The sequence below is a fragment of the Cognatishimia activa genome (assembly GCF_017798205.1).
Lineage (GTDB): Bacteria > Pseudomonadota > Alphaproteobacteria > Rhodobacterales > Rhodobacteraceae > Cognatishimia > Cognatishimia activa_A.
The window spans coordinates 323,714-349,576 of record NZ_CP060010.1; the positions used below are offsets into that span (position 1 = coordinate 323,714).

Here is a 25,863-nt window from a genome sequence, read left to right on the forward strand (position 1 = left end):
ATTGTCGCGCGTTAAGCGGCTTGGCGATAGTTAGCGGCATTTGGGGTTTCTGGTAACTTAGCACAGCCACAATCAGCGTTGATATTTTCGACTATTCGCAAAAATTCTTGCAATTCGGGTGTTGAACCAAGTCTTTGGATGTTCTCAATTGGGATTGCCCGCAACTCTGATACCCTTCGAGTTTCACCCCCTATCGGGCAGCTGATAGGGTCAACCATGGTGTTGACCACCTCTTGAAGCCATTCGCGTGGTGTTAATTCAATGGTTTTTGCGGCGACAATGCGGTTCGAGAAACATAGTTCCAGCATCTGGCGCTTTTCAGCAGGTTTTGCGTATTCGTAAAGCCCAGTAAGGGTTTTCGCCAGTTCGAGAAAACGCTTCATGTTGCCATACATTTGCGCTCGATCTTGTTGCTTTTGCGCCTGCTCTTTGGCCTTCATCAACTCAAGCTCAAGATCAGAGCGCAGTGAGGTATAGGTTTCGTCTGCAATCACACCAGATATCAGTTTATCTGCCAGCCTATCCAGTTTTTCTTGTGCTTTTCTAACACTCGCAGCTTGGTTCACCTGAGTTGGGCGTTCTGATAATTCGGTACTCCATTGCAATGCCCAATCTCCAAATTCTCGCACCGCTTCCTCGGTCATTTCTAGCGCCCCAAACGCCTCATGAACGGCAGCATCAATATATCGCTCCGCAATACAGTTTGTGGGACATTTTTTGGTATGGCAGCGATAATATACGATGCCTTTTTGCCGTTCGCCGATCATCGAATTTGTGCACTCACGGCATTTGAACAACCCGCGCAAGAGATGCGAATGTTTGGTTTTCTTTTTTCGGGTTCGGCTATCTTTCGCTTTTTGTACTCGCGCAAATAACTCAGCTGACACGATAGGTTCATGCTGCCCTTTATATTGCTGCCCTGTTTTTGGATCGGTGACGATGCCGATGTAGTATCGGTTGGCCAAAAGCGTTTCTATTTTGGACTTGGGCACCTTGCGGCCAGACTTACTTCTAAAACCCTGTTCAAAGAGTTTGTCGGTCAAGCTCGTTATTGAAAACTGTCCCGTTGCATATAGTTCGAAGGCGAGTTTGACGTATTTCTTACGTTCAGGATCAACAGACTTGGGTTTTCCACGCCCTGTATCAAGATAACCTATCGGCGCTTTGTTCGGAAATAGTCCTTGTCGGTAACGGCCTTGGATGCCCTTACGCGTTTCCTCTTTCAGGTTCCGAATATAGTCCGCTGCAATCACCGCCTGAATGTCTGCGGTGAGCCTTCCGCCCCTTGAGGTGAAATCCACGCTCTCAGCCGCAAAATGCACGTCTAAGCCTGCGTCAGACAAATCTCCGACAGTTGCCCAGTCTCGCAGGTTACGTGCTGAGCGGTCGATTTTATGCATGATCACACCTTTAGCTTTTCCAGCTTTCAGTGCTTTGATCATTTCGGTGAATAAAGGGCGGCCTTGTTTAGCGGCTGTTTCTTTTTCTTCAAACCATCGCGAAATGCCCAGACCTTGGTTTAGGGCGTAGCGTTCAATGGCTTCCTTCTGGGCTTCCAGTGACACACCTTCACCCTGTTTGACCGTTGAGACGCGGATATACGCAAAGTATTGATTGTTCATAGTATGTTATTGATTATCTTCGGACTCTAACAAATCTTCGCTAAGAGTCGAATCTTGCTCATCGGCCCAAGGCCATGATCCTTCCCGCTCCATACGTTCATACATGCGCTGACAGAGTGCTAAATATTGTTCTAAATCTTTGTTCATAGGCTGGGCATTGTAGAGGTGCGATGCCAGCTGAAATAGCTGCCTCGAGTTGCGGAAGGTGCAAATGCACTTTGAGCCCGTAGACCTCAAATATCGAAGGGGTCGAAGTGCATTTGGGTTTGAATCTAAGGATATCTATGCAGGTGGATTTGAGCGCGTAATATACTGCTTCAAAGGGGTATATCAGGCTCTGTATCAGGTGGCGTTAGCCACTTTTTGATTGCCTGACGCATATCTGATGCTGTGCCTGATATGCAACTAGGTGCAGGGATGAGAAACGCCAGTTGCAAAAACTGCAACTGGCGTAGTCGTTACGGGGTTCCAAATATTCGTATACTGCGTAGTGGATTATTAGTTAATCAAATCAATCCACATGAACATAAAAGAAGTAGCGGCAGACCTTCGGTATTGTCGCAGGGAAAGTGGCTTATCTGGCGCGGATGTCGCTCATTTGCTGCATATCACCAAATCACGCCTTTCGCGCATTGAGACGGGTGCCTCATCGCCCAAGCCAAGTGAACTGTGCGGGTTCGCCCTCATCTATGGGAAAGACTTATTCTCGATGTTGCCAGATGTCTCTGGCCGTATTGCCAAGGAAGTGCACGGGCGGCTTTCGAACATCCCCGATGCGCCGAGCCACTGGAAAGCCAGCAAAACGCGGTTTCATTTTCTCAAAGACCTTTATCAGCGCCTCGATCACTTAGTCCATCATCATGAGGATACCTAAGCCCAAGACAATGGCAATCGCTATTGCATCGGGCAAAGTCGGCTATGTGTTGATGCGCGGGGATCACCTGATCGACTGGAAGATTTCAAGGGCAGCGGCTGAAACGCCAGAAAAAATGCGTGATGTGGTTACCCATTGGCTGACTCAAAACTGCCCCGAGCTGGTCGTCACCGAACGTATCAATGCCTATTCGCGCAAGTCTGACAGCACCCATGCACTGATTGCGGCTGCACAAGATGCAATTGAGTGCGCAGGGCTCAAACATACAGCCAAGCTTAGGCGGCAATCACACGCCAACAAATATGACGAGATCGCTCATCTAGCCGAACGCTTCCCTGCCATCGCGCCTTGGGCACCTGAACGCAGAAAGTTCTACGATCCAGAACCACTTAATACCATCCTGTTTGAGGCTCTGAGCCTTGCCGTACAGGATTAGAGAGCGCCACAACCGTCCTTCGGTTTGTGGATGCGCATCAATGGTGGTGCGCATCTTGAAACTTTGGAGGACAGCAATGTCACAAACACAAACCATTTGTTCTTTGAATGATCGTTTTCGCCAAGGGGATATGAATATCCAAGGCAAAATACTGATCACCAGAGGTCTCAATCACCTTTTGGCTGAACAAGACCGCGAAGCGTCTGAATTGCTCAAAAAGGTGCAGGATTATACTGACTTCGATGAAGACAATGATCCCCACGGCGAACATGATTTCGGCGCGTTTCTGTTTCTTGGCGAGAAATGCTTTTGGAAAATTGACTACTACTCGCCTGATTTGCAGTGGGAGTCAGAAGACCCGTCTGATGCGAAAAACACCATGCGTGTTCTGACCATCATGTTGGCTCGGGAGTATTGAGCTATGGGATTAGATCAATGCGCCTATACCCGCCCTGATGACCAAGAGCCAAGCGAAGCGCCAGCCAAATTCATCTGGCGCAAACACGCCAAGCTGCAAGAGTTTATGGAACAGCTCTATGTTGAGCGCACGGGCCATCCCGCTGATGAGCTTAATTGCGGCGAGTTGGAGCTGCTGACAGAAGATATCGAATGGCTAAAACAGCTTGTTGAAAAAGGCGAGCTACCAACAAGCGCTGGCGGGTTCTTCTACGGGCATCAGTTCCAAGACGAAAGTGCGGCGGAATATTGCGACCAAGACCTTGAGTTTTGCGCGTGGGCGTTGGGCACAATCAAAGCTGGCGACAGGGTGTATTTCTCTTGTTGGTGGTAATTAGAAAGCCACTAGTTCTCTAGTGGCTTTTGATTTTTGATAACCTTGCCAATCTTCTCCATCGAATACATCGCCTTGAGCATCCTCATCTTCATGGGGCGCTGTGTCTAGTCCCCTATTTCAGGGTCACAAAATTTCGTTTTCTCTAATAAGGCTACTGGCACTGTAGGCCTCTTGCCAAGCGCGTGGTGGGGCCTGATGTGATTGTATTCCTTGGTGCCCAGATTGGCGTTGTGCCGGAATTCGACCAAAGCGCCGCATATGTTGAAGGGTGGTTGAACGCGCTCAAAGAAGACAAAGGAGAGATTTTCCGCGCGGCGTCTGAGGCGCATAAGGCAGCCGATTTTGCCCTAGCAGCCGCAGGTCAATGGAAAGCTGCCGCGGCATGAGCGGCCCCGCAATCCTACCTCCGATGACGTGCCGCAAATGCGGCGTGTCAAGCAGTCCTAGCTAATTTTCTCATGTGGCCATTTGTATGACGAGTAAAGGAAAGGGCGGCTGCCTTCTTTATCAGTCTCAACAACGTCAAGTCGGACCTTTGTACCCAAAGGGTATTTTCGAATTTCCCTCGAGCACTCAACTTTCATCGTACTGGGGAACGCTTCACCCTCGCACGGACGAACGCCGTTTCGACCTTTCTCACGGTCATAAAACACCTCAGCCAAAATCGAGACGTATTCAGATGGATCACGTCTACCTCCATACCCCATATCACTCTCCACAAACTCATTGTGCCCGCAGTTTAAGTTTTGTGGGTCGATTTTCCAAGGTCCGGCTAGCGTGAGCAGCGTGGCGATTGGAGCGCAAAAGTTGCTCAAAACAAGAAGATATCCAGAATGGTCACAATAGCTCTTCCACAAACTGGAACACTTTGACCATCGCTAGGGTGTCCAGCTTGCAATACGCTAGGAGATCATCACGAAGCTTGTTCTTTTTCGCTGAATTTTCTTCAACGATAAATTCTGCCCAGCCTGCCATGGCTTCTGTGCCTCCTGCAATATCTAGCCCCTCATATGTGAGGTCTGGTGCGATCACTGGCAGGACCTTTTTGATTGAGGTTGAGCCGCCAAAGGCTATATCTACATATCCTGTTTTGAAAACATCTTCCAAATCAACTGTGCGGTCTATGATGTCATTTAGAAAATCTGATTTGGATGGATATATGGCGGCCATGTCTTGGTTGCGGCTGTTCTCATAGGTTTTGTGCCAAGTGATGACAGAGCCTGTTGGACCGATGAAACGCTCTAGGGCTTCAATTAGTTTGATGGGTAGCCCCATCTGTTCAGCCAGATATTCATGATGAGTGAGCACGCCATCTTCTGATAGTACATGAAGAGAAAACTGAAACGGCAGATGTGCATGAGGCTTTAAACCATCCGTCGGTGGAATGGCTGAACCATAGGCTTCATAGTCTAGAAAATAGAGCGGATATTTGAGAGTGCTGAAAAAATTGGTAATGTCTGCGCTGTCGATATATTGCCCGCCATTTTGATGCGCTTCTAGGACGAACTTTTGTTGGCCAGTAACTTCACTCAAATCAATATCATCCAATGAAAATCTTCCATCGGCTAAGAATTTAGCAAGCTTGCTTCCGCTAATGCGCGGCAAATTGTAGATAGATGGCGTAGGAATGTTGGGATTGAAATATTCAAAACTGTTGCAGTGCCGCGCCCTCCCTACCGTAAGACAAGAGCATGAGCTTTCATCGATTTCTTCGCGGGCCAATAATTCGACCGCTTCTGACACCTTGTCGCTGATCTCGCGCATTGTGGACCTAACGCGAATTGTTTCATCAGAAATTGCCACGAGCTTATGAGGCTCAACATCACCGTCGCGGACATAATCCTTGTTGAGATGAACGACGAATATCTTGCCTACGCTAACGCCCCCTTGTTCTGCTACAAGGGCTTGGAAAGCCGCATCTTGTAGCTGCTCTTTTTTGACTGATGTGGAGGATTTAATCTCGTAAATATCGATTGATCCGTCGTCGCGATGTTTGGCGAGATCGAGACGTGCATAAAGATGATCAGTCTCAAATACAGCCTGATAATCAAATGATGCAGCATCTTGCCAAGACGCAATCAGCTGTTTGACATAGCCTTCAAATACATAACCCTCTTCGATTAGTTTTTGATCGAATAGATTTGGCTCATCAAATTTATAGTGCTCGGCCTTGTTGAGCATCAGCCATAGTGATTTTGGGCAATTCAGATATTGGACGAAGTCGGTTTTCGTAAGCCTCATATCTATTAAATTACCATTTTCTCACCACATCACCAATTCGCGTAGAAAACACGAAAATTGGTTCATTGTCATGTGTGACTAAATATGATTCATCACATCCTCAACGGATGTAGCTTTGACAAACTTTGCAGGATTATCTTCGGCTCGAATGGCTTCAAAATGCTTTTCACCGCATTTGATCTTCGCGCCTTCCAAGTGTCGTAAATCGTCCCACCAGCCGCTGCTTTTGGTCTCAACAACAAAGTACAACTTCTCTGATCCATCTTCCTCGATCAGCACCGCCCAGTCAGGATTATATGTGCCTAGCGGTGTTGGGATTTTGAACCAAGCTGGCAATTTTGCATATACCTTTACCGCTTCGTTCTTTTCCAAATCCTCTGCGAATGTGCGCTCTGTACCAGCGGAGTCATAGACCACATATTCATGCACGGATTTTTGAACCTGAAGCGTGTTTTTTAAGTACCCAGTGAGCTCTTCAGACGCGAATAGCTCTTGGGCGTAATAGTCTGCATCACCAAGTCGCTTGTAGCTAATTCCATCAACCAGCGCTAAGCGTTTGGTTCGATTGATGGCTTCTGCGGACTGGTCAATGAATTGCTGAGGATTGCGCTTGAAGTCTTCGATCCTGCGGCTTTCGCGCAAAATTTGAACAATACTTCCGCGTGTCAACTGCGTTTTATCCTGCAGGTCTGTGATGATATCAGGCAGCTCAATGTCGTTTTCTGAAATAGAGGTGAAACCTGAAACAGCGGTTTCTCTTCCTTCAACGCCGCCTTGACCGATTGCAATCTCAGCTTTCCTGAATTGAGCACGGGTTTTTGAAATGGGTGCGCTGTCTTGGATAGACTTCGCGCAATCCTCAATCAGCTTGTCGTTATCAAAAGCCACGCGATAGGTCGTTTTGTGCTTTATCCGATCCCACAAAGCCTTGAATGCTTCACCACCCAAAATAGCTTCGCGGGTTGCAATCGTGTGGCGTTCATCTGCGTTTTTAATATCGAGCTTTCCTGCTAGTTTCTTCAGGATGTCCGTCACATCATTTTGGTGAGCGGCAAACTCTTCAGGAACCGCAAAACTGCCATCTTTCAACACGGTACGAAGCGCGTCCTGAACTTTGCCCTTGTTGTCGATGTATTCATTGTCTTTCAAGAAGGCCCAGATCGCCTCGGATGCATCCACACCAAGCGCCTCCTGCTGGCCATTCTCACCCTCGATGCGAATGGCAGCAAACTGATCCTTGTCGACAACACCAAAGCGAATGCCAGTGTCTTTCTCGATCTCTTTTTGAAGTTTGTCGGCAAACTCTTCATAGCTCTCATTGGCGATTACTGTGAGGATATTGACGTTGTTGTCGCGAATACGTTGGCCATCTTGATTGACGCTCAGACGCAAGCCACGACCAATTGTCTGGCGGCGCTCGCGCTCTGTCCCAATGTCACGCAGGGTGCAAATTTGAAAGACGTTCGGATTGTCCCAACCTTCCTTCAGGGCTGAGTGCGAGAAGATGAATTTGAGCTTGGTGTCAAAGCTCAAAAGTTTCTCTTTATCCTTCATGATCAGGTTATAGGCGCGTTCTGCATTATCACGGTTGGCTTGATTGTTTTCAGCCGTGTCCTGCCATTTGCCCTTTTTATCGATTGAGAAATACCCCTCATGAACCTCTTGCGGCTCAACGCTTAAATCCACCTTTTCAAACAAGGTTTGATAGGCTGGCGATTTGGCGAGCTTGGCATATTCCTCTTCAAACATTTGGGCATATTTACCCTTTGTTTGGTTGCCGTCTTCGTCATAGGCGCGGTAATGTTCAACCGCATCGATGAAGAATAGGCTGAGCACCTTCACCTCAAGTCCTGCGGCCTTGAACCGCATCTCTTTATCCAGATGCTCTTTGATGGTGCGCTGGATCATCAGGCGTTTTTGTGCGTCTCCGCTCACACTTCCAACGGCTTCGCCAACGCGCAGGGTCTGATCGAGCTGTGGGCCTTTGACCTGCATGGTGTCGTCGCGCACATTGATCTCGCCGATGGACATGTTTTCGTAGATTGCGCGATTGGTGAGCTCTTCCAGATCATCACCGTCTTCAACGGTCAAAATCTCGCGCTTGATGTTCTTGCCGCGCTGCACGTCCAACTCGGACTTCGCGGTGATCACATTCTTGCGGTTGGATGTCTCGATCAACTTCACATAAGGCTTGTTGTGGCCACCTTCGACCTCAAGCGATGCGACTTCGATCTGTTTCACCAAACCGCGCTCATACGCATCCACCGCGTCCAGACGATAGACCATATGGTGCTTGGCAACATGGGTTGCGGAATATCGCAGGGTGCAAAGCGGGGCCATAGCATCCAATGCCTCGCGGCCTTTTCCTTTTCCAAGCGCACCATCAACGGATTGAGGCTCATCCACGATGATGATCGGATTGGTAGCTTTGATAAGGTCAATCGGCTTCTCGCCGCCTGTGTTTTCATTCTCTTTATAAAGGTTGTTCACGTCCTTTTTGTTGATCGCCCCAACGGTCGTAACCATGATCTGAATGTTCGAGCTGGTCGCGAAATTCCGCACTTGGCCCAGCTTGGATGAATCATAGAGAAAATATTCATAACCTTTGGCTTTGGGGTAAAGCGCCTCAAAATGCTCGCGCGTAATCTCAAGTGTTTTGTAGGTTCCTTCCTTGATCGCCACAGATGGCACGACAATCACGAACTTGGTGAACCCATATTCGCGGTGCAGCTCAAACATGGTGCGCAGATACACATAGGTCTTCCCCGTTCCCGTCTCCATTTCGACCGTAAAGTCGCCAGAGGCCAAGGTGCCAGAGGGTGCCAGCCCGTTATCGAGCTGCACGGATTTGAGGTTGTCGTGAATATCTTCGTCGATCAGTTGTAGCTTGTTCCCCACGCCGCGTTCGTTTTCGACCAAGCCCAAAGAAGCTTGAGGGCCGCTTTCAGGTTGATAGGTAACGGTGAATTCAGAGCGTGAAATTTCTTGCCCCTTGAACAGATCAACCACGGATTTGATGGCGCGGAGCTGATAGTCAAGATCGTCTTCAAAATGGAGTTTCATCTTTGGCATAGTGTCACGTCTTATAGGCTGCGCACATGGGTGATGCCGTTCTGTTCCAGAATGGCGACCATGTTTGTCTTGGCGACATTGTCATCGTGAAAGGCGCTATCGCGGAAAAAGACATGGGTGTCTGCTTCTGGATCAAGCTCTTTTTGCCACGCCAGAATACCTTCCGCCACGGGCTCGATCTCATCGGTGTTCAGCGATGGATCAAGGCAGGCAAACAATACACCAGCCCCGATGGAGTAGATGGTTTTGCCAGCAACTTCGCGGGTTTCAATCGGCACGGCCAAATCCACCCCGCGCTTGAGCAAGAGCTCATAAAGTAAGTCTTGTTCGGTGCGGCCTTCGATCAAATGTTCTTGATGGCTCAGCAGCGTTTCTTCCAAATCCGTACGATCAGGGTTCCATGCGCGGATGTTGGATTCAGCAAGTTTGAAGACTTTGAAGCCAGTGTCCCCATTGAAACCAACTTCACTTGAGTTTAACCGCCTACCTGCAAGCTTGATCCTAGCTTTTGAAATTTCAGAAATACTTAAAAATCCAGCCTTTTTGGCCTCAGACTTTTCTGGTGTTGGCTCCGGCAATTGAACAGAAATACATGCCCTCTTGCCACCATCTCGTGCGTTCAAACGCATTACAGCATCAGCTGTAGTTCCTGATCCTGCAAAAAAGTCCAAAACCAGAGCGTCTTTATCGATATGAAGGTCAACTAGCGTCTCGATCAATGAAACATTCTTTGGGTTTTCAAAAGGCAAGTCAAAGTCTTTTCTAATTTGGGACACCTCAATATCAGTCCAATTAGATGTACGAAGCGTCGTTTCGGACGGTCCTATCCAATACTGAACACCACCGTTTTTTCCTTTTCCATCTTCAATTTTTCTTATGAATTTCAACTTTTCTCCATTTTGCTTCCAATATTCTTCGAGCGACATTTTATTAGAAAAGCCTTCCAAATAGGTTTGATAATTCCTTATAGCCTCATCTGCTTTTTCCTTGGACCAGCGCCATTGACCTGTTTCAGGAGTGAAACCAAGAATTTCATAGCGCATAGTGGGTCGGTCAGCTCCACTCCAAAAAACATTCCAAGAACCTTTAGTCGGCACCTCTTTCTTCTTGAAGCGCAGTGGGTTCAACAAAAGGTCTTTATTTTTTGAGTAAACAAGGACATATTCGAAACCCACATTAAGACTATGAAGGCCTTCTTCGGCAAATTGCACGTTCAGACTTTTAACGCGCCGACGAACAATTAAGCTGTTTCTAAAATTCTCTTCACCAAAAACGTCGTCACAAAGTCTTTTAAGCTGCGAATATTCGTTGTCGTCGATGGAAACCAAAACCATTCCATCTTGGGATAATAAATTCTTTGCAAGTATTAGCCTTGGAAACATCATGCTAAGCCATTTGGTATGCCTTCGACCAGCAGAATCTTGACTTGAGCTAACCTTTGAACCGTCCCTTTTCTTTTGACCTGTGGATATCAGGTAATGTTCTAAGCTGTCTTTATAATCGTCCGAATAAACAAAATCGTTCCCCGTATTGTACGGCGGGTCGATATAGATCAGCTTGACCTTATTGGCGTAGCTTTTTTGCAAAAGCTTAAGCACCTCAAGGTTGTCCCCTTCGATAAATAGGTTTTGGGTCGTATCCCAATCCACGCTTTCCTCTGGGCATGGCAGCAAGGTGCCCATGCTTGGGGTCAATGCGATTTGGCGCGCCTTTTTCTTGCCGTGCCAATTCAGGCCATATTTTTCTTCACCTTCATCCAAAACGCTCGCATCGCCCAAAAGCTGGCGCAACACATCAAAATCCAAGCCGTTCTCGCTGAATGCGTCTGGGAAAAGCTGTTTCATGTGCGCGATATTCTCGCCGATTAAATCTGCGCTTTGGCCGTCTTTTGTGGTGATGTTTTTCATAGTTCGTCTTTTTCTTATAATTTGAGGTACTGATAAATTATCGCATTAAGGATTCTAGTTTCATAATAGCATCTTTGCGCGTCTTAATCTCGGTATTAAGTGTGATTTGCTGTGCCATTTGTTTTGTCTTCTTTAGTTTCGCTTTGAGCTCACCAATCTCACGGGTCAGGCGGTCGATCTCGTGCAGATGTTCGATGTTGTTTTCAGTGCGCTCGGGCGTTGCCAACGTATAGCTGCCAGTGCGTGTCGCTGCAATCATAGCGATAGCGCGATCCCGCAATGCGCTGTAAAACGCCATAAAATTGGTGAACGGCAGGCCAGATATGTGACACTCCGCCATGAAGGCATTGGCTGCGGTGTCATCCATGCTAGGGTCGAACCATTGTGTCAGCCAGCTCTCTTCGACCACCCATTTGGATTTGTCCGCTTGGTTGATGCGTTTGTCGGCCACGCTGATGGCGATCTGCGGCCCATGCGCCATTACCAGAAGCGTTGGATATGGGATGGCCTTGTGGATGAAGCCAGCGATGCGTTTGGCGCGATCAGGTTTGGCAAGCTCAACGCTCAGGATTGCAACCTCAGCATATTCGCGGGTGCTGTCGGCAAAGGCTTCGATATTGATCGTGGATGGCTTGAGCGTATGCGTCCACTTGATTTTGATCACATCGTCCTTGAGCGCCTTTTTGTCGGTCACGTCCAGATCGACATTGTCAGACAGCATTTTCTTGAAGATGGTGCGATCCAACTCGCATGATTTGGGCAGGCCTAGATTGTCGAGAAATGTTGTGATCATGATGCGCCCTTAATGATGAAGAAGCTCACCACTTCGAAGTCATTTGCACCTTTGATCTGATCTTGGGCAATGGTTGTGCCGCCACGACTGAAGAGACTTTCAACGCCTTTCTCTTCGGACTTACCGACAATGCTTTCAATCGCCACATCCAGCAAGGCGCGATAGGCACTCATGTCTCGCCCGTTCTTGGTTTGTGCGTCAACCACAGCCACGGCTGCTTCATCGGGCGCGGTCTTAGCTGCGCCCAATTTTTTCATGATGTCGAGGCTTTTCTTGGCCTGAAGGTGGTTGAACACCACTTCGCCCGTCTCGCCCACATAGACGACAAAATATGGCGCGAGAGCGTAGCTTTCTGGGGTTTCAATCTTACCGTTTATGTCGCGTAGGCAAAAGATCGTGCCAGCCACGGCTTCGGGGATCTCGGGTTGAACGGATGCGTAATAGCCAGTGGGCGCATTTTCGAGGGTCGTCAAATTGTCCTTCATGAAGGATGACAAATCCATGCGGAAGTCATTGAGCGTCATATCAGTGATCGAAACACTTCCGTCCATATCCTCAAGGTCAATGACGCTGTCTTGCAACTGCTCCATCTGCTTGCGGCGATATTCCAGATCGTTCATCTGCTTCTTTTCGTCTTGTTCGATGACGTTCTCTTCACCAGTTGCAGAAATATCCAAAAGCACCATGCGGCCGCTCACCCGTGCTTCGAGATTGATATATTCATCCAGCTCCATGTTAGGCCAGAAGTTCGCCAACTGGATTTTGTCATTGGTTGAGCCAAGACGGTCAATACGACCAAAACGCTGGATGATCCGCACTGGGTTCCAGTGAATGTCGTAATTGATGAGCATGTCGCAATCCTGCAAGTTTTGACCTTCTGAAATACAGTCGGTTGCGATCAGGATATCAATCTCTTTGCTTGCTTCAGGGTCAACCTTGGCGCGTTCCTTTGAAGTCGGTGAGAAATTGGTCAGGATTGAGTTGAGGTCTTTTCGGATAGTACCAAGTGTTGATTTGCTACCTGATGAGCCCGTCACCAGTGCAGAATGCACTCCAAGATCGGCACACCATTGGTGAAGGCTGTTGTACAAATAGGTGGCGGTATCGGCGAAGGCCGTGAAGATGATGACCTTCTTATTGCCCTCATTGATTGGCGACTTGATTTTTGTCTCGATCACACGCTTAAGCTCAGCGAGCTTAGCGTCTTCTGCCGCTGAAATTTTCTTTGCCTCACGCAAAAGCTCGGCCAGTTGATCGCGGTCTTCTGAAAGCTCCTGCTTCCAGCGTATCAGGTCCAAATCTTGAATGAGGACTTTGACCTTATTCCCGATCAAGAAGTTTTCAAATTCGGGCGCATCAGTCTCGATGTCTTCGATATTGAGTTCTTCAAATTCACCATCTTCATGGGCTTCAATTTTGGTGAGTAGATTGTCGATTTGCCCGTGTATTTTCTCGACTGTCAGCGCAAACGAATGAATTGAGCTTTCCATACGCTTGAGCAAATTCACACGCATCAAATGAATAAGGCTGCGCTCACGATCGGTCTGCTTCAAGACAGACTTACCACCACTTACCTCTTGGTCATATTTGCGGCTGTATTCTTCTTTTTTGTCGCTGCGCACATATTCAAGAGGCGCGTAGGCCGCAAGGTTGAGCCTCTTGATGGCACGGTTCACTTCTTTGAGCGGCGGGAATGCACCTGACGTGTCTATGTCAGCTTTCACATTCATGGGCTTCAGACGTTCAGGAAATTTCCCGATGTCCGAAGTATCATAATACTTCTCGATATGTTTTCTTGAACGTGCGATTGTCAGCAAATCCAGTAGCTTGAAATATTCAAAGTTGATCGTTTCGAGCAGTGCTTCAGTCTTGCGTTCTTCGGCAGGTAACTTGAGCCAGTTGTTAAAATGGCGCTGTGCGCGGCGCAGGGTGTTGTCGAGGCTGCTTATGCCATTATCGCCAAGCGCTCGATCATTCCCTTCGGTAATGAACGCCACTTGGTTTTTCAGATCGTTCATTCGATTGTTCACAGGTGTAGCAGAAAGCATGAGCACTTTCGTTTTGACCCCTGCACGGATGATCTGATCCATCAGTCGCTGGTAGCGTGTGATCTTGTCCCGCTTGGTATCATTGTTACGGAAGTTATGAGATTCATCGATAACAACGAGATCGTAATTCCCCCAGTTCAGAGTCTCCAAATTTATCTCGCCCGATGTCCCCTTGGTACGGTTCAAGTCGGTATGATTGAGGACGTCATAATTGAAACGATCACCAGCCAAGAGATTGCGCTTGTCATTGATTGTGTAGACGGTCCAGTTCTCACGTAAACGCTTAGGCGCAAGAACCAAGACTCGGTCGTTGCGCAACTCGTAATACTTAATAACAGCAAGTGCTTCGAAGGTCTTACCCAAGCCGACACTGTCAGCGATGATGCAGCCATTGTGTCGCTCAAGCTTGTCGATTGCTCCAAGGACCCCGTCCTTTTGGAATTTGTAGAGTTTATTCCAGACAATCGTGTCTTTGAAGCCAGTCTTGGATCGAATGATGTTTTCTTCATCAATCTCTTCGATCATGTCTTTGAAGATGTTGAACAACGTAATAAAATACACCAACTGTGCGGGCTTTTCACTAGCGATTCTTGAAAGGTTTTCCAGAAGCTGGGCCTTCACATCCCGCAGCGCTTGGCGGTCGTTCCACAATGTATCAAACCATGAGACAAGCTGCTTGGTTGCTTCTGGCTCTTTTACCGCCATGTTCATCTCATAGGTTTGGGACTTTATTGCCCCCAAACCCGACGCAGTGAAAGTAGAGCTACCCTGAACAGCCAGTGGGGTGCTACCCTGAACGCAGAAGAGATTTTGCATTGCTGTGATCGGGGCATTCAATGCACGAACGTCAGCTTGTGACTCTAGCCACACTTTCATTTTGGCGGCCAACCATTTTTGATCGAGGGATGATTTGACTTTTTGCTCGGCCTCACCCCCAACGAGGTCCTTTAGAAGGCTGCCCGAAAAATTTGACAAAATCAGGCGACTGCGTTTGGAATTATTCAGTTCTTGTCTTAGAGCTGCATAACCAAAGACGGACATTGAACACGTTAAGATCGACAACATACAATCATTGTCGATAGCTTTCTTGAGCTCAGCTAAGACGTTACCTTGGCTTTTATTGTCTAGCAGCATGCTTGAAACAGTTTCCCCAAATATAGCTTTTTGATCTGCGTTAGATTTTTGCACTTCTTCATTATACTGAGGCACAGAAGAAAAGCACGTTTATATCTTTGTTCCCAAACGTTTATCTAGTACCTTGTATGCATATCCTGTCGATGCGCTTGCCTCAAAACCAGTGGTGCTCTCAGCCCTAACTGAGCTTTCAACTGGCTAAGCCCCACCTCATACATCGCCTCCATCCGCTCACCCGACTTGCGGTCCTGCTTGCTGGTTTTAGGATGCGTCCCACGCTCTGCTTCCAGTACCCAAAATTTGTAGCGTGGTCCATCATCCGTGAGATATTCAATCCCATAGATTTGGTCTGGTATCAGCGTCTTAGTGAGGGTTTTGCCCGTGCTGGGGTCTTTGAATGTGACGGGGCAGCGCAGACGCGTTTGAGCTCGCTCAAGCACTTTCCAACCTTGGATGTAATTACGGTCGGATGAACGGCGACAGTCAATTTCAATCTCAGCTGTGATTTGTGCAACCATGCGCTGGTGCCAGAAGGGGCCACCCGCTTTGTGCACCCAGTCTGACCAAAGCCCAGCATCTTTCAGTGCTTTCTCACCTGCTTTGCTGAGCCCATAGATGATCTGATTGTATCGTGCATCGATGTGCATAAACTGCTGTTCAGGGCGCGTAAGATATGGTTCTCCATGCGGCGTATCAATTTCGTTGAACAAATCTGTTAAACGGTTCTGAGCACGTCCCTTGTTTTGACCACCTTTCTCGGAAAAGGCCAAAAGCTCACTGGTCGAAAGGGACCCATGCTCATGGATTTTCTGCATCCACAAAAGGTCTCGATCAGTCAGGCGGATGCGCTTCCCCGTTGACTGCGGCTTCATCCGACTGCGCCGACCAAGGCTGTCTTTTGCTTTGCGTTCAACCATTACCAATAAGGCGTGGGTTCATCAGGGTCCTGATCATCCACGTCCTCTGTTCCTTTGGTCTCGCCGCCTTGCGCCAATTCTGAGTAATGTACAGCGTGATTGGCGCGCATCCGTTTTTGCAGGACTTGGCGCTCTGTGGCGGTCATCTGCGGCAGTTTCTCCATCAAGCCAAAGGGAAACTGCAATGGCACGGCCTGCTTGGTCACGCCGCGTATGTGAGACGCAAATGACCCTTTGCCTTGGCGCTCAATTAGTGAGGGTTCGCAATACATCTGTGCAGCCATCGTTCTTGCATCTTTGGCAGAGACCCCACCTGCAAATTTGATGGATGTGTTGGCGGCAAAACTGTCTGCCAAAGCTGGTGAGAGCTGGCCCATATATTGATGCGCCAGCACCATGCCCACATTGTATTTGCGTGCTTGGCTTAGGATGGTGGACACATTGGCGTCCAGATAGTCAGCGGCTTCGTCGATATACACAAATGTCGGGGTGCGAGCGTTGTTTGGCAATACAGCACGCTCTTGGGCTGCTTGGGCGATGAGTGCGATGAAGAAGCGACCAAAGATTTCTGTGCCGCTTTCTTTAAGCAAGTCTTTGGCGGTGTTGATGAGGATGACTTTGCCTGCGTTCATCTCGTGGAACAAATCAAGTTTGGACTGAGGATGTGAGAACATCCGTTCAAAGGTCTGGTTTTCAAGGATGCCCCATAGTCTGCGCAAAACTTGCCGCTTGGTTTGTTCAAATTCGCGGCTGGTAAATTCTGTTTCAAAGAAGTGCTTGGCGCTACCTGTAAGCTTGGCAATGTCATCTGCAAACTTGATGTGTGCGTCTGGTTCCATTAACTCCCTGAGGGTATGAATGGTGGCATTCGGGATGTGCAGCATCAACCGCGTGACATAGCGAAAGATGACTGATTGCTTTTGCGTCATTTGTGCATCAAGCAGGGTGCCCAACACAAAATCATACAGTTCTAAAATGGAATTGGTCAGCCGTTCGCGTTCTAAGGGCGCATAGCCTGAGAGACGGTCTTGTCCCACGTCAAACAGATTGAGCGAGACAGGATATTCAACATCAGTCGGGTCAATGATGACAATACGGTCATGCAGTTCGCCGCCCTCGGCAAAGACCGCAAGATTGGATATATTGCGGATAAGGTCGCCTTGAGAGTCGAGTATAATAATTGACCGCTCACCGCGCATTACGGACCGCAAGTCATTGGCGATGAGATATTGCAGGGTTTGTGTCTTGCCATGCCCAGAACCCGCTAGAATATGATGATGTTCAAAGCGGGTTTTGGTGGGAATGGTGAAGTTCAACTTGCCCGAAAACAGGTCAGCAAGTGGAGTACCACCCACATAGGTCTGCACCAGTTCGTTCGCGTCTTTGATGTCTGTCTTGTTGGCATATTTGGGGGCGCGATTGAAGGCACTGGGGTCATGGGGATTGCCGCCAGAGGCCAGTATTAGTTTTACTTCAAGGGTGGATGTCAGGTCTTCAAATATACCCAATTCTTTGAAGTCATCATGGAAAACAAAGCCTGCTAGTTCATGCACCAAACCACCAAGGTCACTGATATTGTGAATGAGTTCAGACTGTACGCGAAGACCGTCATCTGTACTGCTTTCAGGAACCGATGCCCAGAGGCGATTGAAACAGGCGGTTGCAAGGTCGGTCAGCCGTTCGAGTACAAGGTCAAAGTTTGAAGCCAAGACCTTTTGCCGCTCCAAGAGCGTTTTGATTTCCCAGACTTTGGCAGTTGGTAGTTTGGGCTTCTCTTCGACAAAGGGCAGTTCAAACAGGTTTTCGAATTTGATGAGGCCCATAACGAAGTGAAAGATGCTTTGAACTCGATCCGCATCGTCTTGTACGGCCATGCGCTCGGCGACTTCGGTGATGATACGCTTAGCGACTGCAATACGACCAGCTTCATCCGCGACCCCGTGCTGTTCAAACAAGGCCGCAACTTCTTCATACAGCGTTCGCAGCTCTCTCCCTTCCTTTGACTGCCCCATGCCGCTCAACATGGCATGGATGCGTGGACCTAGGTCAAAGACCATATCAAAGCAGTGGACCTGAGAGGATGAAACGCTTGGCCTCTTCTGGGGGCATGGGAGTGATTGGGCGTGTTTCCTGACCATCCCAGTGCTTAGCGCTTTCCACCACTTGGCGGAAATAGTTGGTGATGGTTTCAAGGAAAGCTTCTTTACGTGCCAATTCAATCACAGATTTGCACTTGAACTTACGACCATGCAGCAGGTCTTTGACATAGATGGTTTCGCGTTTTTGGGTGTAGTAGATATATCCGCAAGCAATGCCGATGAGAACGGCTGCACCGAACACCATCATCGGTGAATACATCCGCGCTGAAAAAGCGAAGATGTTGACGGGCACCACCGCGACGATGGCCATCACAAAGGACAAGAGAATTGAGTTTCGGATGAGCTTTGGCTGAACCGCTTCGATCAGCATCGCGTCTTTCATCTTGTACTTGTTGATGAGAGCGTTTTCTTCGCTGTCTGGTTCAATTTTGGCCCAGAGCACGAAATTGGTTTTCTGGTGATTGTTGGTTTTTTGTTCTCGCTTAAACAGTAAATCCATAAATTTAATCTTCCCTAAATATTCAGGTATTGATTGAAATACTGAAAACTCATTCGCGTCAATGTATATGGCGATGCCGTTTGGGTGGGTGGTGGGTTTATACAGTAAAAAACTTTATGAAGTCAGGATGTTGAGAAACGACAAACTGCGCAGCTATGTGAGACAGTGTGTCGTGAAGTTGGCACATAGCTGGAGGGCAAACATGCATATACAGGGATATGCATGTTCCTTAGCCCGTTGTTAACACAGAATTCATAAACGGAAGCATGAAGTTCCTTACGACTTCATACTGCTCTTCTGAAAGTAATTTCTCTTTTGCGTCTGGATGTATTTGCTGTCCGTCAAAATCAACGCCGTGAAGACTGCCTGTTGCAAGTATCAGCTGACTTTCAGCTGGTCGCTGATTGATAGCAAAATCAATCATACGCTTTGCATTCTCTGGGTCGGGGTCTTGTTGAAGAGGCGTGTCAACTACAATGGGACAGAAACATGAGGTGGAGAACTCGTTAATAGTGTGCAGAACAGCATAGTTGTAAGCCAAAAGAAGCCGAGGTGCGCGGTTGCCCGTTTCGCGTATAGGGGGGCGAACTGAATTCCACATGTTTTCGGGAACATTCTGAACGCCAATTTTTCCGCAAAATTCACGCAGTTTATCAGCATAGAATTTTATGATTTTTTCTCTATGCTCCTTTTTGTTATATGCTTCCATCTTGCTTTTTGTCTCGGCGATCTGTTGGTTCAATAACCCAATGTCACCGTCGATAGACCGTTGCTCGTCCTCAAAGGTCGTGTCGACCAGACGCTCACTTTCATCGCGGAGCATATCTCCAAGCTTGATCTGCCCTCTTACTTCACTGAGGATTGATTGAATCGCATCAATTCGTTTTCGAACGCTTGGAACTGATTTTAGCTTCCGACTTATTTCCGCATCAAGCTTCTCCACCTTCGCTTTGGATTCTAAGAAGACGACTCGACATGCATCTGCGTCATTATGAAGGCCAAAGCGATTTGCGAAATCATTTTCATGAACGGTACTGCACAATGGGCAAACGATTTCGGCCTCGCTTAACTTTTTTGAAAATGCGATGTCAGCTTCAAGCTCCGCTAGGATTCTTGCCGATATCTCAACCTCTTCCTGCGTGGCGGTCCGTACGGATTGCAGTTGAGATATTTCACTCCGAACTTCATCATAAGATGCTTGCAAAGCATTTTGTTCTTTAAGCAGCGCTTCAATTCTGTCACCGAACTGCTCAACATTTAATGCGATCCCAAGCTTCTTCCGCTTGTCCGAAAACCGTTCCTTTGCTTTTAACAAGGCTGCTCGCTCTTGCGCTAATTCGCCTCTCTTCACTGTTACTTCGTCTGATTGTGCTTTCAGTCGGTAATATTCCTTGGGCCTAATGCCTGTATGATATTTTGAAATACTGTCTTTGTAAGAGCTAATGAACGCAAGCCCAGAAAAGGATGCCCATGTCTCCCCCCAACTATTCTCCTGATCTAGATAAAATGGCAAAAAGCAAAATGCTGGAGGCGGAGTAATATTCTTGCCCCCTTTCTGCTTCATCGAAATTTCAAAATCCAGTAACTCGCCAATTTTTGGTCCCAAATCGGATGTAACGGACGAACCTGTCCAAATAAGTTTTTCGTCGGCATTGAATAAAGCGAAACGCCCTGATTGCCGAAGCATGAAAAAGGTTATCCCAGAGATTTCAAATTCTAAAAGGCTCTCAACTTTGGCATTTTTCCAAGGATCAGGTGTACGAAATGGGTCTGCTCCCAAAGTCGCGTAAAGGGATTTTACTAAACTCGATTTGCCAAAGTCGTTATCGGCCACCACGGCAGAAGCCGCAAAATCAAAATTCTCAACTCTCGCGCTCTTTTCTTGACTTGATAGCAGCCAGAGCTTTTTGAATTTCAGCCTTTTCATACTGTTTCTTTCTCAAATTTCTAATCAGCGTTTTATAATTTTCCAGTTTAGTTGATTGAATACGTTTCATAGATAATCATCGCCTTAATTCGCTCTTCCGTTGCGGTCAGAAGTTCGCTTTCGATTTCAGCATGCACCACCGTATAAGCGTTCTGAACCAATTCGTTCAAACTCAATTCATCCCAATCATTTTCTGACAAGCAGCTTGCAATTATGCGTCTTGCTTTGCGGACAGCTTCATTGGGGTTTAATACTTCGATACGGTAAGCTTTATACTCGCGCATAAGCCTCTGCTTCGGTAGTGCCCCCATTTGGATGTCTGGCGCGATTGCCTCCCAGCTTGGGCAACTGACTGTCAAAGAAACACTGTCGATCCATGTTTGAGCATCTGCCTTTGTGATTCCACGCTTTTCGACCACGTCTGAAAAATTACTTAGATCGACATTTTTTTCTCGAGATTTTCGATCACACTCCTCAGAGACAGCCTTAAATAATGCGTCCAGTGAAAATTCGACAGTTTGACCAAGACTCTCGACAATAAATGTTTCCAACTTACCCTTAGCGTGATTGTCGGTATCGCTAAGGCTCAAGTCAGTTTGCTCAAGCCATATCAGCTCTGTTTTGATTGTGTCTTCAGCTGAAAACTCAGCCGACAACTTAGCGCTGATAGCTTGTAGCGTTTTGCTGTCGCATTCATCTAAACAAAATTTTGTTTTATCCGCAGGAGCAAAGTTAATAGATGCGTTGGAAAGAAAAGTAGCACTTTCAACTTGATCGCCAAAGTTGAGAACATTCTCATAGATTTTCCCCAAGTGCGAATGTGCTTTGGTACCTTTCTTTGTGGGTTGATTGGTCAAGGTGGCTGATGTCCAGTTCCCAGTTTGCCTTGATTTGACTTGGTAGAAACGAACCTTTGTAGGGGCCTGCGGACTATTTAGCAGCGCTATGTCGTCATGAAATTCGAACACCAGAGCAAATTCAGAACTCTTTTTATGCTCTTCTAGCACCAAGATAAGGCCGCAAAGAGCTTGATAGTGGTACCGCGCATTGGTTCGAGCGCCGCTGTCCTCACGCTGGGAAATTTGAACTAAATTTTCCTTTAAAGTGGCCAAGTTGAAATGCCTTGAAATACTACATCTAGGGGAACAATGCAGTATTTAAGTCATTTTTCAAGTATTTAGTGTCTAACGCCATGGCTTATTAAGACATTCGTTGACGACCCGAGTGTGCACCTCGGGCCGCCAGAGCTCCAATAAAGAGCCCGTGTTTACTCTCGAGCGAGTAAACGCTCTTCAAGCCAATCAAGTACTTCCTGTTCCACCCACCCGACACGATTAGGGCCCAGCGTTACCCGCTTGGGGAATTTGCCTGCCTTTTCCAGTCGAGCAATGTGTTGCGGTGAGTACAGAACCAACTCTTTAAGCGCCTTCTTCGACAGTATTTTCATCACGATATCTCCTTGAATAAGGAGCATCGCGATGCCCCGAGCTGAGGTTGAACCTCGGTCCGAGTGTTATACTTGTATCAAGAGTTGATCAGATTTTCTAGAAACGCGTCATACTCAATTAGCGCATCTTTCATCTCATCCGCATATGAATGCCTGTTGTACACCGCTGCAACGCCGCTAATGGTGCCGCTGACATGGTTCAACAACTTCTCCGTGACGTGAATGGGTGTCCCAATTTGCGCATGAACCGTTGCGAAGGTGCGGCGTAAATCGTGCAATGTGTATGGCTCAACATCATCCAACCCTTCATCAAACCGCTTTTTGTGCCATGCCCATGTTGTGAAGGGCTTTTCGAAGTCTGTTGCCGCTGGGAACAATAGGTCGCCAGTATTGGGCAAGTCGGCAATGACTCTTTGAGCCATTGAAGAAAGCGGAAAGCGATGCTCGCGTTTGTTCTTGGCAAAGCCTTTAGGGAACACGACCTCATCGTCTGAAATCCATGAACGCCTTAACTGACCGACTTCGGTTCTGCGCTGCCCTGTGAGGATAAGGAGCTGGACGATGGGTCCAAAGGGAAACGGGGTTTCTTGCGCACGCATGAAGACTTGACGCAGCTCATCTTCGGACAGCACCCTGTCGCGCTCTGCGGTCTTTTGTTTCATCGGCGGGACAACCGAATGCTCAACCAGTCCATGTCGAACGCACCAATTCATCATGGTGCGAATAGCGACATATGCATGGGATTGTTCCGATGGTGTCGATGAAAGGTTAGAAACCACTTTCATCACCTGCGCCCTGCTCACGTCCATAATGTCAGTCTTGAAGTTGAAATGCTTGTTCAGCAAACGGCGATAGTCAGCGACGGTGCGTGGTTTGTTGCGACCTTCACAGTCAGACAGGAATTGGAATCTAGCCTCTTCGAAGGAAACCTCTTGCCCCACTGGGACGACCAGTTCCTCTTCAAGTGCATTTCTGGAAAGAAGTTGCTTTGCACGCTTTCGCGCATCTGCCAATGACACATCTGGATAGCGTCCTAGGGTTTTCCTGCGGCGCTTTTCACCCAAGAGAACGATGTAGGATTTGCTTCGAGTTGAGCAACGGATGCCAAAGTTCGGTGTGAGCTCATCCCAATACGTCACCTGTCCATTCTCGGACAGCGGAAGCTTCTTCACAGCAAGGTCAGTCAAGCGGACGCGCATAATCTTAGGCTCATTTTAGGCTCAGGAATCTCACACGTAAGAACGTGTATCTATGTTCAACTATATGCCGATTTATTGATACTTTTCAATATACATAATGACTTAGGTGGCATCATGTTCACCTATGATTTTGACAGTCTGCGGATTGCAAATCCGTGTACACCGGTTCGATTCCGGTACTCGCCTCCACTAAATCCGCTTGGGACACCCCACAGACAATAGCGAATTTGCCTTTCAAAGGCGTGCATTCACGCCGTGAATTGTTTAGAGAATTCCACGAGTTCGATGACAGAGCCAAGCTCTAGCTTTTCCAGAATACGTGCGCGGTGATGGTCGACTGTTCGCGGAGAGATATCCAGAGCACGACCGATTTCCTTGCTGGCGGTGTTTGACGGGTTCTCCATCATAAATACTGCAATCTCCCGTTCGCGCGACGTGAGGCGGTCAAAACGCGCTTTTGCGTCGTTTTGGGCTGACAAAGCCGCGCGCATGTCCAAATCACGCGCAAAGGCGGTTTGGATACAGGCGACCAGGTCTCCTTGGCGGAACGGTTTTTCCAGGAAATCAACGGCCCCTGCTTTCATCGCCTGAACCGATTCAGGAATACCTCCGTGCCCGGAAATAAAGATGATCGGCAGGGTCAGATTGGTGTCGTTCATCAGAGACTGAAGCTCCAGCCCATTGATCTCGGGCATGCCGTAGTCCAACACAAGACAGCCATGTTCGTTTTGGTACTGGTCCAGAAAGGCGCGCGCCGAGTCGAAAGAAACGACTGAAAAGCCGCGTTTTTTCAGCGCGCGGGATAAAGTGCTGCGCACATCTTCTTCGTCATCAACCAGAAATACTGTTGGGCTATCCATAGAAACCATCCAGCCAAAGCGTCATCGCCTCTTCCTAGTCAATCTGGCGCGGGATCGTAAAGCAGAAGGTCGCGCCCGGCGTGCGGGTTTTGTCGTGCCAAAGTCGCCCACCGTTTGTTTCCACGATTTTCCGGCTGATGGACAAACCCAGCCCCATTCCGTCCTCTTTGCTCGTTTGAAACTGCTTGAACAGCTTCACATCCTTGGGCACGCCCGGCCCTGTGTCGGTGACGCTGACTTCAAGCTTGCCGTCTTTGGACACCGTCTGGACCGTCACCTCGCGATCAGCTGCCTTTGCCACCGAGATCGCTTCCAGCGCGTTGCGGATCAGGTTGATGAGCACCTGCGCGATTTGTACCCGGTTGCCAACCACAATCGGGTCAACGGCCTTCTCATAGACCAGTTTCACCTGATGATCTTCTGCCTCATGGCGCATCAAACGCTTGGCCTGTTCCAGAAGCTCGTTGAAATCGAATTCCGCAGTCTCGCCTTCGTCTTTACGCACAAACCCCCGCAGCGCGCGCACCACATCGCCACCTTGATGGGCCTGTTCATCCAGCTCGCTCAGAATGGCGATCAGATCCTCATTGATGGGCGTATCCTGTTTCGCGGTCGAAAGCGCTGCATCCACGTTCTGAGAAATCGCTGTCAGAGGCTGGCTCAGCTCATGCGCCAAGCCGCTGGCCATTTGCCCCATCACATTCACCCGCGAGAAATGCGCCAGGTCTCGGCTGAGTTCTTGGACTTTGGCCTCGGATTCACGACGTTGCGCGATTTCGTCAATCAGGGTTTTGTTGGCTTTGCTCAACTCGCGATAGGTGCGCGGCAGAGGCGCTTTTGCGGAGACCTCGCCCTGAGACACCAGCGCAGTCCGCACAGCGAAAGCGCGCACGGGGCGCAGGATCAGCTCTGCCAAGGCAAGACCGGCGAGCGCTGTGAAAATGGAAATAATAGCTGCAATTGACGTGTTTCGAGACCTGTTCTCTTTGATCTCGCCTATGAAATCGTCTTCAGGCGCGATCACAGCAACGGTCCAAGGCAGATCGATGCCGGCAAGAGGCGCGAATAGCCCAAGGTATTCTTGCCCTTCATATTCAAAGTTGGACTGCGTGCCAAAATCCTCGGATCCAGCGCCCTCGATATTCTCAAACGCAGCGCGTGAAATCGGGTCCGTCACGTCGTTGATATTGGTGAAACTCAGGGATCCATCCGCGTTTTCAACCTGAATTTGACTTGGGTCGGAATGGGCAAGTAGACTTCCTGTCTCGCTTAGGATCATAGCAGAGCCGCTTTCGCTGACCCGCAGATCAGAGAGGAATCGCGAGATATCGGAAATCTCGACATCCACGCCCACCACACCCTGCAGACCTTTGCCCGGCAAAACCACAGGCGCGGCGACGGTGATCCCCGGCTGACGTGAGGAGAAGAATATATAAGGATCCGTCCAGATCCGCGCATCCAGCGCCGTCGCCTCTATGTACCAAGGCCGCGTGCGCGCGTCGTATTTGTCCAGCGGATCCTTATCCCGCGCCACAACCTCATAGTTTGCTGTGCGCCAGATATAGTCGACCTCTCGGATACCGTTTTTGATCGTGATGAATTTGGTCCGAAACGGTCCGGGCCCTTTGCTCTTCATCACATAGACAAAGTTACCTTCTTCGTCGCCGTAGTTGACGCCCGCGATCTGGGGCTCGGTCTGGAGCAACTGAAAGAAATAGCGCTCCATGGTCTCGCGGTCTTTGACGCCCACAAGGCCACTGTTCAGCACACGCCGCGCCTGTTCCGTGGTTTCGCCAGCAGGTTCCAGAAAACGTTTCGTGTGCTCGATTGCATTGGCCCCTGCCCGCTCCATCAAGCCACGCGCATGTTCAAGGATGGCGCGTTCCGAGGACACATAGGAGGTGGTGACAACAAAGAGGATCGCAATAAACTGCAACCCGGCCAAGCTGATGGCCAGGACGAAGCCCAGCGAAAACCTCACCCCTTCTTTGCGCA

Annotated in this window: 20 protein-coding genes; 5 read left to right on the plus strand and 15 right to left on the minus strand. The window is 48.5% G+C overall.

Translation table 11 applies throughout. The features are described 5' to 3' along the window. Positions 1-11: 11 nt before the first annotated feature. Positions 12-1,622, minus strand: a complete 1,611-nt coding sequence (locus HZ995_RS01580) for a recombinase family protein (RefSeq protein ID WP_209356945.1) — start codon at positions 1,620-1,622, stop codon at positions 12-14. 598 nt (positions 1,623-2,220) lie between these two features. On the opposite strand from HZ995_RS01580, the gene HZ995_RS01585 reads away from it, so the two are divergent. The 5 genes from HZ995_RS01585 to HZ995_RS01605 all read left to right on the plus strand — a co-directional run bounded on the left by HZ995_RS01585 (position 2,221) and on the right by HZ995_RS01605 (position 4,111). Beyond that, a complete protein-coding gene (locus HZ995_RS01585) occupies positions 2,221-2,496 on the plus strand; it encodes a helix-turn-helix domain-containing protein (protein ID WP_245168706.1) in 276 nt (91 codons plus the stop codon). 10 nt (positions 2,497-2,506) lie between these two features. Next, on the plus strand, positions 2,507-2,932 hold the full coding sequence (locus HZ995_RS01590) for a hypothetical protein (RefSeq protein WP_209356947.1): 426 nt from the start codon (positions 2,507-2,509) through the stop codon (positions 2,930-2,932). A gap of 76 nt (positions 2,933-3,008) precedes the next feature. After that, positions 3,009-3,350, plus strand: a complete 342-nt coding sequence (locus HZ995_RS01595; RefSeq protein WP_245168707.1) for a DUF3768 domain-containing protein — start codon at positions 3,009-3,011, stop codon at positions 3,348-3,350. A 3-nt stretch (positions 3,351-3,353) separates the two neighbouring features. Continuing rightward, a complete protein-coding gene (locus HZ995_RS01600; protein WP_209356948.1) occupies positions 3,354-3,722 on the plus strand; it encodes a hypothetical protein in 369 nt (122 codons plus the stop codon). A gap of 200 nt (positions 3,723-3,922) precedes the next feature. Further along, the gene (locus tag HZ995_RS01605; RefSeq protein WP_245168708.1) at positions 3,923-4,111 is read left to right on the plus strand and encodes a zincin-like metallopeptidase domain-containing protein; all 189 of its coding nucleotides are present in this window, start codon (positions 3,923-3,925) and stop codon (positions 4,109-4,111) included. 451 nt (positions 4,112-4,562) lie between these two features. Here the strand turns inward: HZ995_RS01605 and HZ995_RS01610 are convergent, their stop codons facing one another. The 14 genes from HZ995_RS01610 to HZ995_RS01675 form a co-directional block, all read right to left on the minus strand. Then, a complete protein-coding gene (locus HZ995_RS01610; RefSeq protein ID WP_245168709.1) occupies positions 4,563-5,906 on the minus strand; it encodes a DUF2779 domain-containing protein in 1,344 nt (447 codons plus the stop codon). 138 nt (positions 5,907-6,044) lie between these two features. Further along, positions 6,045-9,038, minus strand: coding sequence for a type III restriction-modification system endonuclease (locus HZ995_RS01615; RefSeq protein ID WP_245168710.1), 2,994 nt, complete (start codon positions 9,036-9,038; stop codon positions 6,045-6,047). Between the two features lie 11 nt (positions 9,039-9,049). Further along, positions 9,050-10,945, minus strand: coding sequence for a site-specific DNA-methyltransferase (locus HZ995_RS01620; protein WP_209356950.1), 1,896 nt, complete (start codon positions 10,943-10,945; stop codon positions 9,050-9,052). 37 nt (positions 10,946-10,982) lie between these two features. Further along, positions 10,983-11,738 carry a DUF4391 domain-containing protein gene (locus tag HZ995_RS01625; RefSeq protein WP_209356951.1) on the minus strand — a complete coding sequence of 252 codons (756 nt, stop codon included), beginning with the start codon at positions 11,736-11,738 and terminating at the stop codon, positions 10,983-10,985. After that, entirely contained in the window at positions 11,735-14,920 is a 3,186-nt protein-coding gene (locus tag HZ995_RS01630) for a helicase-related protein (protein ID WP_209356952.1), read from the minus strand. Before HZ995_RS01630 ends, HZ995_RS01625 begins: the two co-directional genes overlap by 4 nt. Before the next feature lie 116 nt (positions 14,921-15,036). After that, positions 15,037-15,837, minus strand: a complete 801-nt coding sequence (locus tag HZ995_RS01635) for a replication-relaxation family protein (RefSeq protein WP_209356953.1) — start codon at positions 15,835-15,837, stop codon at positions 15,037-15,039. Beyond that, positions 15,837-17,894, minus strand: a complete 2,058-nt coding sequence (locus HZ995_RS01640; protein WP_209356954.1) for a type IV secretory system conjugative DNA transfer family protein — start codon at positions 17,892-17,894, stop codon at positions 15,837-15,839. Before HZ995_RS01640 ends, HZ995_RS01635 begins: the two co-directional genes overlap by 1 nt. Position 17,895: 1 nt before the next feature. Then, positions 17,896-18,435 (minus strand): hypothetical protein, encoded by a 540-nt coding sequence (locus HZ995_RS01645; RefSeq protein ID WP_209356955.1) that lies wholly within the window; start codon positions 18,433-18,435, stop codon positions 17,896-17,898. A 229-nt stretch (positions 18,436-18,664) separates the two neighbouring features. After that, the gene (locus HZ995_RS01650) at positions 18,665-20,362 is read right to left on the minus strand and encodes a hypothetical protein (RefSeq protein WP_209356956.1); all 1,698 of its coding nucleotides are present in this window, start codon (positions 20,360-20,362) and stop codon (positions 18,665-18,667) included. Between the two features lie 47 nt (positions 20,363-20,409). After that, positions 20,410-21,474 carry a dsDNA nuclease domain-containing protein gene (locus HZ995_RS01655; RefSeq protein WP_209356957.1) on the minus strand — a complete coding sequence of 355 codons (1,065 nt, stop codon included), beginning with the start codon at positions 21,472-21,474 and terminating at the stop codon, positions 20,410-20,412. Positions 21,475-21,629: 155 nt separating this feature from the next. Then, positions 21,630-21,809: a helix-turn-helix transcriptional regulator gene (locus HZ995_RS01660; protein WP_209356958.1), complete on the minus strand. Its 180-nt coding sequence runs from the start codon at positions 21,807-21,809 to the stop codon at positions 21,630-21,632. A gap of 77 nt (positions 21,810-21,886) precedes the next feature. Beyond that, positions 21,887-22,996: a tyrosine-type recombinase/integrase gene (locus HZ995_RS01665; RefSeq protein WP_245168711.1), complete on the minus strand. Its 1,110-nt coding sequence runs from the start codon at positions 22,994-22,996 to the stop codon at positions 21,887-21,889. A 260-nt stretch (positions 22,997-23,256) separates the two neighbouring features. Then, positions 23,257-23,868, minus strand: coding sequence for a response regulator transcription factor (locus HZ995_RS01670; RefSeq protein WP_245168712.1), 612 nt, complete (start codon positions 23,866-23,868; stop codon positions 23,257-23,259). 34 nt (positions 23,869-23,902) lie between these two features. Next, positions 23,903-25,849, minus strand: a complete 1,947-nt coding sequence (locus HZ995_RS01675) for an ATP-binding protein (protein ID WP_209356961.1) — start codon at positions 25,847-25,849, stop codon at positions 23,903-23,905. Positions 25,850-25,863 lie beyond the last annotated feature (14 nt).